Source organism: Bacteroidota bacterium (assembly GCA_018266835.1).
Lineage (GTDB): Bacteria > Bacteroidota > Ignavibacteria > Tepidaquicellales > Tepidaquicellaceae > JAFDZO01.
On record JAFDZP010000007.1, the window covers coordinates 125,391 to 137,500 of the forward strand.

13 protein-coding genes and 1 tRNA gene (1 of these 14 only partly in view) are annotated in these 12,110 nt (G+C 36.4%); 8 read left to right on the forward strand and 6 right to left on the reverse strand.

Annotated features, from left to right (window positions below; genetic code table 11):
- Positions 1 to 5: 5 nt before the first annotated feature.
- Both JST55_17115 and JST55_17120 read right to left on the reverse strand, forming a co-directional pair.
- Positions 6 to 743 carry an SDR family oxidoreductase gene (locus tag JST55_17115; GenBank protein ID MBS1495230.1) on the reverse strand — a complete coding sequence of 246 codons (738 nt, stop codon included), beginning with the start codon at positions 741 to 743 and terminating at the stop codon, positions 6 to 8.
- Between the two features lie 83 nt (positions 744 to 826).
- Positions 827 to 900 (reverse strand) — tRNA-Arg (locus JST55_17120).
- Positions 901 to 1,086: 186 nt separating this feature from the next.
- Here JST55_17120 and JST55_17125 point away from each other — a divergent pair.
- Positions 1,087 to 3,063, forward strand: coding sequence for a T9SS type A sorting domain-containing protein (locus JST55_17125; protein MBS1495231.1), 1,977 nt, complete (start codon positions 1,087 to 1,089; stop codon positions 3,061 to 3,063).
- A 79-nt stretch (positions 3,064 to 3,142) separates the two neighbouring features.
- Here JST55_17125 and JST55_17130 read toward each other — a convergent pair whose 3' ends face one another.
- Positions 3,143 to 3,496: a hypothetical protein gene (locus JST55_17130; protein ID MBS1495232.1), complete on the reverse strand. Its 354-nt coding sequence runs from the start codon at positions 3,494 to 3,496 to the stop codon at positions 3,143 to 3,145.
- Between the two features lie 129 nt (positions 3,497 to 3,625).
- On the opposite strand from JST55_17130, the gene JST55_17135 reads away from it, so the two are divergent.
- The 5 genes from JST55_17135 (at position 3,626) to JST55_17155 (ending at position 8,631) form a co-directional block, all read left to right on the forward strand.
- The gene (locus JST55_17135) at positions 3,626 to 4,120 is read left to right on the forward strand and encodes a hypothetical protein (protein ID MBS1495233.1); all 495 of its coding nucleotides are present in this window, start codon (positions 3,626 to 3,628) and stop codon (positions 4,118 to 4,120) included.
- A 173-nt stretch (positions 4,121 to 4,293) separates the two neighbouring features.
- Complete coding sequence (locus JST55_17140; GenBank protein MBS1495234.1) at positions 4,294 to 4,806, forward strand: hypothetical protein; 513 nt, start codon at positions 4,294 to 4,296, stop codon at positions 4,804 to 4,806.
- Positions 4,807 to 4,896: 90 nt separating this feature from the next.
- Positions 4,897 to 5,439, forward strand: a complete 543-nt coding sequence (locus JST55_17145; GenBank protein ID MBS1495235.1) for a hypothetical protein — start codon at positions 4,897 to 4,899, stop codon at positions 5,437 to 5,439.
- Positions 5,440 to 5,486: 47 nt separating this feature from the next.
- A complete protein-coding gene (locus tag JST55_17150; protein ID MBS1495236.1) occupies positions 5,487 to 6,056 on the forward strand; it encodes a hypothetical protein in 570 nt (189 codons plus the stop codon).
- A gap of 319 nt (positions 6,057 to 6,375) precedes the next feature.
- Entirely contained in the window at positions 6,376 to 8,631 is a 2,256-nt protein-coding gene (locus JST55_17155) for a peptidase S41 (GenBank protein ID MBS1495237.1), read from the forward strand.
- Positions 8,632 to 8,703: 72 nt separating this feature from the next.
- Here JST55_17155 and JST55_17160 read toward each other — a convergent pair whose 3' ends face one another.
- The 3 genes from JST55_17160 to JST55_17170 all read right to left on the reverse strand — a co-directional run bounded on the left by JST55_17160 (position 8,704) and on the right by JST55_17170 (position 11,065).
- A complete protein-coding gene (locus JST55_17160) occupies positions 8,704 to 9,618 on the reverse strand; it encodes a T9SS type A sorting domain-containing protein (GenBank protein MBS1495238.1) in 915 nt (304 codons plus the stop codon).
- Positions 9,618 to 10,292, reverse strand: coding sequence for an MgtC/SapB family protein (locus tag JST55_17165; GenBank protein ID MBS1495239.1), 675 nt, complete (start codon positions 10,290 to 10,292; stop codon positions 9,618 to 9,620). The genes JST55_17160 and JST55_17165 overlap by 1 nt, the downstream gene beginning before the upstream one ends.
- 134 nt (positions 10,293 to 10,426) lie before the next feature.
- Positions 10,427 to 11,065, reverse strand: a complete 639-nt coding sequence (locus JST55_17170; protein MBS1495240.1) for a hypothetical protein — start codon at positions 11,063 to 11,065, stop codon at positions 10,427 to 10,429.
- Positions 11,066 to 11,258: 193 nt separating this feature from the next.
- On the opposite strand from JST55_17170, the gene JST55_17175 reads away from it, so the two are divergent.
- Positions 11,259 to 11,522, forward strand: a complete 264-nt coding sequence (locus JST55_17175; protein MBS1495241.1) for a hypothetical protein — start codon at positions 11,259 to 11,261, stop codon at positions 11,520 to 11,522.
- A 122-nt stretch (positions 11,523 to 11,644) separates the two neighbouring features.
- Positions 11,645 to 12,110 carry the 5' portion of a hypothetical protein gene (locus JST55_17180; GenBank protein ID MBS1495242.1) on the forward strand. Its footprint extends 152 nt past the window's final position, so only the first 466 of its 618 coding nucleotides appear in the window; it begins with the start codon at positions 11,645 to 11,647; its stop codon lies beyond the right edge, outside the window.

Here is a 12,110-nt window from a genome sequence, read left to right on the forward strand (position 1 = left end):
TCCGATTATGAAATAATCGATCTTCCTCCGTCCACAGCTACTACCTGACCTGTAATGTATTTATTTTCGTTCACTAAGTAATTTATAATTGATGTAATATCGTTTGCTTCACCTATTTTTTTCATAGGGTATTTTTTTGTTTCAGCCGGATTCACATTTTCATTTTCATCTCCTTCAATCCATATTGTTCCCGGAGCAATTGCATTAACTAAAATTTTCGGAGCAAGTTTCTTTGCCAGAAGATAAGTCATTTTTATAACTCCAGCCTTTGAAATTCCGTAAGGCATGTAACTTGTCCAGTTTAGTATTCCTCCAAGCGATGCCATGTTAATAATCTTACCCTGTTCAATATCGGAATTCATCATTATCTTCGCAGCTTCCTGCGCGCAGAAGAATCCGCTCTTTAGATTCGTATTTATAAACCTGTCGAATATCTTTTCATTGATATCAAAGAAATCATAGTTCTCAAATATCGCAGCGTTATTTATAAGAACGTCAAGCTTCGGAAATTCCCTGCCAATAACTTTAAACATCGACTTTATTTCCGTTACTTTGCTGATATCAGCTTTTATCGGAAAAACTATTGAGCCGTTTTTAGCAAGCTCATGGCTTACTTCTTCAATCTCTTTTTTAGTGGAATTGTTGTAATGTAAAATAATATCATGACCGAACGCGGAAAGAGAAAGTGCAATCTCTTTGCCTAATCTTTTAGCTGCGCCTGTTATTAAAATCGTCTTACTCAATTTCAAATTTCAAATTTCAAATTTCAAATTTGTTTTACATTTCAATTTGAAATCTAAAATCTTAAATCTGAAATTCGCCAAAGTGCCCTTGGGATGACTCGAACATCCGGCACGCAGTTTAGGAAACTGCTGCTCTATCCACCTGAGCTACAAGGGCTATTTAAAACCAAATTACCCTCAAAAACAATTTGCCGAAGGTAACTTTAAAGATACACTTTACAGGCATTAAATTCAGCGGAAATAACTGGTATACTTATGTTACAATCCATCCTAATTGTTTGAATTTACAATTCAATATCGCTATTTTTAATTAACCTATCTAAGAAATTCCGGAGGAATAAAAATGAAGCAACTAAAATACTTCATAGTATTTATTTCAGTGATTAGTTTCTGGAGCATCAAAATTTATTCACAAAATGTTCCTGAAATTCTTTACTATAAATTCAACACTGGCACTACATCAACACCAAATTTAGCCGTACCGGGACAAGGTACACCCGAAGCTACAATAGTCGGACAGACTATGGGACCCGGCGGACAGTTCGGCAACGCACTTCTCGGTAATGGAGGCACAGGTTCAACTGCCTATTGCAGTTCAGGTTGGAACATGAACGTCGGAACCGGAAGCTGGACTATTGCATTCTGGCTAAGCGGAGTTCCAAACTCTGGCACTCAATATCTTTTCGGAAATGACATAACAACAAGTTTCCGATGCTTTACAAACGGCGCAGCGGGAGCCGGAAACATCACACTGAGAGGAAACAATTTTACCAATGTAGATGTGGCGGGAGTTCTACCCGGCTCTAATTCAATTGCTTTTGTTTACGATGCTACTGTTCCTGAAGTAAGAGTTTACGTAAACGGTGTATTCCGAAATGCAGTATCTCAATCAGCATTAAACATTACTGCATCAGTTCCTTTTAAAGTCGGAGCATATGGAACTTCAAACAGTCTTCCTGTTGGAGGAATTATTGATGAATTCAGATTCTACAACAGAGCCGTTGGCGCTGCAGAAATTGCCGCAACATGGAATACCGAACTTCCCGTCTCTTCACCTGTAAGCAACCCTACAAAAGTTTGTGACTACGGACTAATTCCCCCTTACAGTGCAGGAGTGATTGGCGGAGCAGCATCGGCTTCCTTAGGCGATACACTTTATGTTGCAGGCGGAAGCGTTAATGCAGGCACGGTAACAAATCCCGCTGCAGGCACAGTTGTTACGCGATATGCTATTAACTCGGGCGTATGGAGCACAGGCACACCTTTACCAACTCCTAAAGTCGGAGGCGATTTAGTCAAATGCGGCAACGCTCTCTACTACATCGGCGGCGGCAATTTAACTCTGACCGGAGCCGCTGATAATTTATGTTATAAATATACACCGGCTGCAGGCTGGACTTCAATCACCAATATTCCGACTCCAGTTACAGGGAACGTTGCTGAAGCATGGGGCGATAGCGTAGTCTATTGTATAATGGGTGGATGGTCTTCTTATTACAGAGGCATCCAGATATACAGACCGGGTCCTAATACATGGGATAGGGCTACAGATTCATTACCTGCAACATTCGGAAGACGAAGCTTTGCAGGCGGACTCGACGGCAATAAGATTTTCGTAGCCTCGGGTTACTCAGGTGCTTTCCGCAAAGACTTCTGGGTCGGAACAATCGGAGCAAATGCAAACTCAATTACGTGGTCACAAAAAGCTGATATGCCGATGCGCGGAACTAACTCACGCCCCGGAGGACATGCAGTCAACGGAAGGTTCTATGTTGTGCTCGGAGAAACAACTCCGGGATTATTGTATCAGGATTCAATACAGGTCTACAATATTGCAGATTCATCATGGCTGCCTGTTCCTTTAACAGGAAGAGGTGCAAACTCTGCATCCAATTACTGGGGACTGATATCATCAAGCATTGTTAACAACAAAGTGAAAGTCTGGATACCCGGCGGATTCTATCCGACAACAGTAACGACTTCAAAGTTGTTTTGCCTTACAGATTCCATGGGATGTGTGATTACAAACAACGGAAATCCGATGACGATTTTACCTGAGAAATACAATCTGTCGCAAAACTATCCGAATCCGTTTAACCCGACGACAAGAATTATGTACTCGATTCCTAACAGCGGATTAGTGAAACTAAAAGTATTCGATATACTTGGTAAAGAAGTAATGACAATTGTTAATGAAGTAAAGAACGCAGGTGACTATGCAATGGATTTTGACGGCAGAAACTTATCAAGTGGAATTTATTTTTACAAACTTGAAGCGGGAAATTTCACAGCGACTAAGAAAATGATGCTGGTGAAATAAAATTATTGAACTTAAAAAATCAAAGCCGTTCAGATGAAAAATCCGAACGGCTTTTTTTATTTCTTAAAAATTTTTCGAGTTACTTTTCTACGCTTATGATTTGCTCTGCTTTTGCTAAAACAATTTCAGGTTTACCTTTGTAGTCTTTTATTTCACCTGAAACAGTTAAGGTGCAGCCTTCTGTAATGCTGCTTATATCTATTGCAGAATCTTTGAACAATACAACTGTAAACGTCTGGTTAGGAGACTTCTCGTCAAAATTGATATAGGTATTACCATTTTTCGAAGCGAATACACTTACTACTTTACCTTTTACCTGGGCAGTCTTTCCAATATTATCTTTAGCGTCTTTGGAAGAGATGAGATCCTGTGCAAAGGCGTGAGAGGTTACGAATAATAATAAAAGTCCAAATACAAAAATCAGTTTTTTCATTTATTTGTTTGGTTTATAGAATACTCTTAATATTACATAATAAACACCAATAATGAAATAAAATTCCTTATCCGCAGGAACAATTTCATTTCCGAGAAGTAAAACTTACAATCAATAAAATTTAAAATCATGAAAAAATTCTTCTTCCTTTTCATTCTTCTTATTGGATTTAAAACTGCTAACGCGCAGCTTGAATTCTATCAGTTCATGTTCAATATTTATGATAACGGTGAGCGCACCACTGACTCCCGCAGGTTTGATATCAAGCTTAATGTTTACGAACGTACCAATCCCAAAAAGATACTTCAGTCATATACTTATCAGGCGGGTGATACTTCAAAGAACTTAGGTTATGACTACAATATTCTGCAAGCAGGTGGATTATTTTTTGAAATGACAGGAGAAATTATCATCACAAAAGGAACAGAGCAAATGAAAATCATTCTTGATAATCCCAAAGCTTCAGCATGGACTTCCATTGGTTTCGACCGCATCAATTTCACTCCCGGCACATTCATTTTTGATGAAGCGCACTGGCCTCAAAAAGTAAGAATAAGACTTCAGAACAACAGAAGTTTCAATTATGTCGATGAAAATTTCGACTGGGAAACAATCAGAAAATAAAATTTCACTAGTATAATAATTTAACAATTACTCGTTGCTAAGCTCCAACTTCGGTTCGTCAAGATTATATTTTTAAATTTAAACCATCTCCTCAGCCCCCCTTGTAAAGGAGGGGGAAGCAAAGTTTCAAATTAAGACATAATCAAATTTTCATAACTTCAGAAAACTCACATATGAAAAAATTTCTTTTACTTTTTATTTTGCTCACAGCATTTAGCTCTTCATATTCACAACTTCCTTTTTACGAATTCGGATTTAACGTTTACGAAAATAATTTACGCATTGCAGATACAAATTTTTACAAGGTAACGCATAAAGCTTTCAGCAGAGATAAAGGAAAAACCGTTATATTCAAGCAAATAAAACCTTCCAAAGATACTTCTAAAACTTTCGGCTATGATTATCTCTTTGTAAACGGAGGTGCCAGACTGAAAGAATATATAATACAAATAATCATCGAGCGCCTGGAAGACGATATTGCTCAGGATGTTATGTGGATTGAGTTCGATTATCACGGCGCTCCTTTACATTCAATGTTAGGTTTAGATAAAATTGTTTTCACTCCCGGTAAATTTGTATTCACTGACGATACATGGCCGCAAAACAGAAGAGACAGACCAATGGATTACCGTTACTTTCCCTTCATAGAAGAAAAATTTGACTGGGAAAAAGTAAGAACGGAATAGTTCAGATTGAAACAAGTAAGATTGAAATATGCAATAAAAAGCTTCTTCTATTTTTAGTATATTATGAAAAATATAACTCCAAATTTACCTATGAAAAAATTATTCCCCATAATTATCGTTTGTATTGCGCTTACCGGATGTACTAAAAAAGAAGATAAGACTGATACATCAACACAAAAAACCGAGACGCCTAAGACTACAACTCCGCCTACAACTACTACAGATAAAATGGAAACTGCAAACTCTTCAGCTGAAGAGAAAAAGGAATCAAAAGAGTCCGATAAAAAAGATGAACTCAGAGATAAATCAGGAGCTATTAGAGTTAAGTTCCCTGCCGGCGCTACGCAGGTAACTCTTAACGGAAAAATCAACGGCTTCGGTGAACACATCACGTATGTAGTCGAGGCAAAAAAAGGACAAAAGATGTTTGTTAATGTTATGTCTGTTGAAATGAATTCCAATATAAAAATATCTCAGATAATAAGTCCTTCCAATGAAGGAGACGGACCTTTTGGTGAAAAGACCACATACGACCTTACTGAAAACGGTGACTGGAAAATTGTCCTTGGAGAAAACCAGATGGCCGGCGATCCGTGGAAAGGCGAATACCAGCTTCTTATCAGTATTAAATAGCATAAATTATTTTAATTTTTTTAACACAATCTGATTATAAATACAAAATGAAAAAAGTAACTGTATCTGTAATTCTGTTCTGCTTTATCTGTTTATTCAGTTTAAACGGCTGCTCAAAAAAAGAAGAGAAACCTGAATCTATGAACAAACCGCCGGAGACAACTACTCCGCCTGTTACAACTACTCCTGTTCCGACTCAGACTGAGAAAAAGGAAGAACCGAACAATTCAACTGACCAAAAGACAGAAACAAATAAAAAAGAAGAAGCCAAAGAAAAATCAGGTGCGATAAGAGTTAATATTCCTGACGGCTCCACTGAAGTATGGCTTAACGGTACAATAAAAGGAATGAGTGACAAAATAACTTATGTAGTTAATGCTAAAAAAGGCACAGTAATGATTACACGCGTAATGGCTGCCTATCCTGAAAAAGAACCAAACGCAAATATAAGAATAGCTCAAATCATAAGCCCTTCGGGTAAAATTGAAGGTCCATTCGGCGTAAAAGCAAAATTCGGATTCGATGAATCAGGCGATTACCAAATCGTTCTTACAGAAAATGAAAAAACCGGCGGCCCCTGGAAAGGCGAATATAAATTACTTGTCAGCATTCAGTAAATTTTAAAGAACGTAATTATCCCATGCTCCCGTTGAATTAAATTTCACCGGGAGTTTTTTTACTGAAGCACGTCCTTCCTGCCCCTAAACTACAGCAAATTCAATTTAATATTTTAAAAATTTCTATTTCATATTTTTGATGGATTTTTGACGGGTTTATTCTTTGCTTTCCTGCGAACTTTTCTCTTTTGTTTTATTTTTATTTTTTGATGAGTTGACTTAACAAATATTTCACTCTAATTTCTAGTTCGGGCTAATAAAAACAATGTTTTATTTTAAAAATAGTTTTGTTAGTTTAAAGAAAAATCAACCCTAGCATATGAAACTCCTCTTTTTTTCCTTATTATTTTTACTATCAGTTAATTTATTTGCACAGCAAAAACATCCGGATTGCAATCTTAATTTTGAAAAAATAGACAACAAAACAAAATTACCATTGCATTGGATTGACAGATGGAATAAGGAAGGATATACATTAAATGTAGATTCTTCAGTAAAATCTAACGGCAAGTATTCTATACGAATAGAATCTAAGGATAAAAAAAACAAAGAAAGTTTTGGGTGTATTATGCAGCCTATACCTGTCAACTTTAATGGCAGATCAGTTACTCTGAAAGGAAAACTAAAACTGGAAGATATTAAAGAGGGTTCAGCCGGACTGCTTCTAAGAATAGACGGAAAAGATAATATGCTGCAGTTCGATAATATGTTACAAAGAAGAATTTCAGGAACAAGCGACTGGCAGGAGTACTCAACAACTCTGCCTTTAGATGATGCTTCAGCCAAGTATATATATATTGCAGTTATTACTGACGGTGTCGGGAAACTCTGGGCAGATGATTTATCACTTACTATTGACGGAGTTAATATCACAGAAGTCAATACTTTCCCTTTAAGAACTTATAAAGGGGAATCTGATACTTCATTTGATAAAGGCTCGAATGTTAGTATTACTGAAACAAATGAAAGGATAACGGAGAATTTATATCAGCTCGGAAAGATATGGGGATTCCTGAAATACTATCATCCTAAAGTAACAAACGGAGACTATAACTGGGATTACGAACTTTTCAGAGTGATGCCAAAAGTTATTAACGCAGCCGATAACTCCGAACGAAATAAAATTTTCCTTGAGTGGATAAACTCTCTTGGACCAATAACAGAATTTAATAACGTTAGCTTTACTGAGTTACAGGATGTAAAAATATATCCTGACCTTGAATGGATAAGAGATGAAAAGACATTCAGTTCAGACCTCATTGCTAAACTGGAAGAAGTTAAAAATGCAAAGAGAACCGATACGTCATATTACATAAATATGTACGAAGGTGTCGGTAATCCGAAATTTCAAAATGAGAACAGCTATTCTGATATAGCACTTGATGACGGTCACAGGCTAGTTGCGTTATTCCGCTACTGGAACATGGTACAGTATTTTTTCCCTGATAAACATTTAATTGGAGAAGACTGGAATACAGTTCTTAAAGAGTCCATCCCTGAATTCATTAACGGTAAAACAGATTACGATTATCATCTGAATGTTGTTAAGCTGATTGCGAGAATAAAAGATTCGCATGCAATGATTTTGTCATGGGATAAATACATTCAAAATTATTTCGGTGAAAACATGGCTCCGTATAAAATAACTTTTATAGAAGAAAAGCCTATTGTAACAGGCTATATGGAATGGGGAGCAAATAATTTTAAAATGAAAACTGAAGGTTCATTGATATTTGGAGATGAAATATTATCAATTAACGGCAAACCCGTTCAGGATATAATTAAAGAAAAACTTGCTTATACGCCCGGCTCGAACTACTCCGTTCAATTAAGGGACATGGCGTATTCTTTACTGAGAACTAACGACTCAGTATTGGTAATAGAGTATAATCGTGACGGCGCAGCACAAACAGCAAACATAGTTTGTAATAATTATATGTCATTTGATTTTATGAAATCTTATAACGAAGAGAAAAGCAAAAAAATGTGGAAGATTTTAGATAATAATATCGGATACATTTATCCCGGAGTTATGAAAAATGATTCGCTGCCGAATATTATGGATAAGCTTAAAGATACAAAAGGAATTGTAATAGATTTCAGATGTTATCCGAGTGATTTTATGGTTTTCACATTGATGAAATATCTTAACCCGTTGCCTGCTCCGTTTGTAAAGTTTACAATGGGAAATATTCAGTATCCCGGAGTATTCAGCAACGGAGTTACACTAAGTACCGGCGATACAAATGCAAATTACTATAAAGGGAAAATAATAATTCTCGTCAATGAAACGACTCAAAGCAGCGCAGAGTATCATACGATGGCATTCAGAACTGCGCCGAATTCAAAAATTATCGGCAGCACAACTGCAGGAGCAGATGGCAATGTTTCAAATATTACTTTACCGGGCGGAATAAAAACAATGATATCGGGAATAGGAATTTTAACACCCGATGGAAAAGAAACTCAGAGAATTGGAATTGTACCGGACATCGAAATAAAGCAAACAATAAAAGGATTCAGAGAAGGAAGAGACGAATTGCTTGAAAAAGCAATTGAGTTGATAAATAATTAAGAATAAATATTTTTTATAATAAGATTTCCCCCTCCTTTATAAGGAGGGGGATTAAGGGGGCGGTATCAAAATTTATTTTACAAGTATCATCTTTTTTGTTTCAACAAAGTCATTTGTTTCCAATCTATAGTAATAAATTCCGCTTGAAAGATTTGCTCCGTTAAACTCCGTTTCATAACTCCCCGCAGATAAGTTTGCATTTAAAATTTCGCTTACAACTTTACCTGTAATATCGAGGACGTTTATTTTGACGAAAGAATTTTTCGGCAAATCAAATTTTATTTTTGTTATTGGATTAAACGGGTTGGGATAATTATTATATAATTTATACTGCGAAGGAATTCCTTTTGAAATATTTTCCACGCCTGTAGTTCTTACAACAAAGCTCCATTTAGCGGAGAAAACACCAAAGCCGAGCGAATCCTGCGAGCACACTGCCCAGTAATACTGTCCACCGAGATGGAGTGTATCAGGCGGCATTTCATAAAAAGTCGTATCGATACAGCGTCCGTAAATTACATTGGTGAAATTTATATCCGTTGCAACTACAACTGCATATTGTTCCCTTTCAGGAACTGTGTTCCATTTTAAAAGCGGAGTTGATAAGACTCCCGAAGAACCGTTCGCGGGAGATACCAATGCCGGTGGAATAATATTTGATGGAATTACATTGAAGGCACGTACTGAAGAATAGCTGCCGTAGCTGCCGTTCACATGCGCTCTTACCCGCCAGTAATATGACATGTTGGGAACAAGAGGAGTGAGTACAGTTCGAAATGTATCGAGCGTTTCAAGGTCTTCGTCAGTGTGGGAAAAATTAATATCGGAGGAAACCTGGTACTCATACATATCTGCGGACGGAACTTTGCTCCAAACTAATTGCATGTGCGTATATCCCGTAACTCCGTTAGGCGGAGCAAGCAGCACCGGCTGCGCAAAAGATGAAATACATACGAAAGAAAAAAATATTATAAATAATTTTAACATTATTTATTCCAGTTGATTTCTTTTATTCCCGCATCGGACTGGAACTCGCCTATCATTGCCTTCAGCTCTTTCTTATCGAGATTTTTAAATTTGAATGAGATGATATAGTTGCTGTCGTGCCTATCCACATTGCATGACTGGATATCCAGATTATCGTTATGAATAATTTTGTTCACAACTTCTGCTGATTTTGCCTTATCATCAACGGTAAGACGTATTGCTTTCGACTGAAATCTTCTTGAAAATCTTCTTTCAACAGGATGAAGCATCCATAAAATAAAAATTGCGAAGAGAGTTGTAACAAAAGCAGCAAGGTACATTCCTCCGCCTGCCGCTAATCCGATTGCAGCAACAGTCCATAATCCGGATGCAGTCGTGAGTCCCTTAACAATATTTTGTCTGAGAAATAAAATCGTACCGCCGCCGATAAATCCGATGCCGCTGATTACCTGCGCAGCTACACGGGAAGGGTCAAGCGATACATTAGGTGTTCCCAATACATCTGCAAAACCGTAAGTCGAAACAAGCATTGCAAGAGCAGAGCCGATGCATACCATCATGTGAGTGCGAAGTCCGGCAGCCCGTTCTTTCCGTTCGCGTTCGAGTCCCACCGATGCGCCGAGTATAGCAGCAAGCGCAAGGCGGATTAACATTTCCGTCCATGGAAGAGTCATATATTCAGATATTAGTTTGTAAAAAATAAAATACTTAAAAGAAACGAAAGATAAAATTTATTTGAAAAAATGGAAGGATAAATAGAGACGCATTAATTTAATTTCACATATGAACGCAATAAAGCAGAGTTACTTTATATCCTGAATCCCAACCCAAGCAGAAAGTTCATTGTATTGTGGTCTGAGTTATAACCGTCAAAATTGTTGTTCATTCTGTAAGCTGCTTCGAAGTAGAGCATTGCCTCATTGCCGAGAAGATAGTTCACTCCTGCCGAACCTGTGAAGAGAATATTTGTTTCAGTCTCGTTATAATTATCGTAATAGGAATTGTAATAATTATTATAGTAAGTTTTAGGATAATATTTTTTAAATCCGTAATGCGCCCCTGCGCCAAGCTTAACAAACGGCTGGAAATTATTTACGGTTAGACTTTGCGATTGAAATTTGAGAAACGACGAAAATCCGTAAACACGTAATGGAGAGGATGCCGACTCGCCCGGATACATTTTAGATTCATCCAGAGAAAATACGCTCATGTTCATATCTCCGCCGATGAGAAGAAAATTATTTAGAGCATATTCGTATTGCAATCCCACTGCATAGGAGGGATTGTAAATCCTTTTCAAGTCACTGCTGTTCATTGTTGATACTCCGCCATAGATGGAAACAATCTGCCTTGGGTCGAAGTCGTTATTAGCCTTTGCCTGAGAATATATTATCGTGGGGATGAGGAAAATTACGAGAACTACTAAAGCGGTAAGTTTTTTATTCATAAATGATGAGTTTATGTTTGGATTTTTAACGGAGTGGGAAGGAGTTTTGTTCCGAATGCTTTGTTACCCCCTCCTTTTAGAAGGAGGGGGATTAAGGGGGCGGTATCAACTTATACATTCCGAAGCTGGAGCATCGGAAAGAGAGATTTCCACTTTAATTAATTAAGAAAAACATTAGATTTTAGAAAAAAGTATGGCAATAATAAAATATAAGAATCTTACTGAATTAAGTTTTGTAACATGGATGAATAATTACCCACAAACTTGGCATCCTTCCGATATGGAAAGATTTTACATATTTGCAAGAACAGTTGTAAGATACAGAAGCACTCGGTGGGAAAATCCTAATTTTCTTCGAACCAAAATTTTAGCACACACTCCTAATTTTAATTTAGACACATTAGATAGTTTATTAGATTTGTATTATCATTTGATAAGAGTGTTAAAATCTCACTGAATGTTTTCTTCTATTATTACAGATGAAAAAACACCGAAAGATACATACATTGAAATGTCAACTAAGAATAATAAAATAATAACAACTTTAAAACCAATATCAGAACTTTATAAAAATAAAACATGAGCTTTGTAAGTGAAAGAACATTAGAATATTCTATTGTACCAAAGATTAGACAGATGTTAAAGCTAAAGTATAAGAGGGTTATTCCTATTTTTTATTGGGTAAGTAGAGAAGGTAATTTGATTTCTGAAGAAATAAATAAAGATGAAAATTTTAAAGTATTAGCAGTTTATCTCAGAAGACCTAAAATTCAAAGTGGTGGAATATTTTTCAAAGTTAATCAATCTATTATAGATTTATATCCTCAATTCAATAAATTTGAAATTCCAGTTATTTGTGTTTTACCATTAGCATCAAATATAACTGAATTAGACAATCAAAATTTAGAATTTCATAGTATAGATTTAAAAAATTTTACAAAAGAAATTGTTATTTCTTTTGCCTGTAACTTTCAGGATAAATTAATCCTACAACCTTTAAGAGAACAAGAGTGTTCTTTTTTATCAAGTCCCGAACTATATAGTT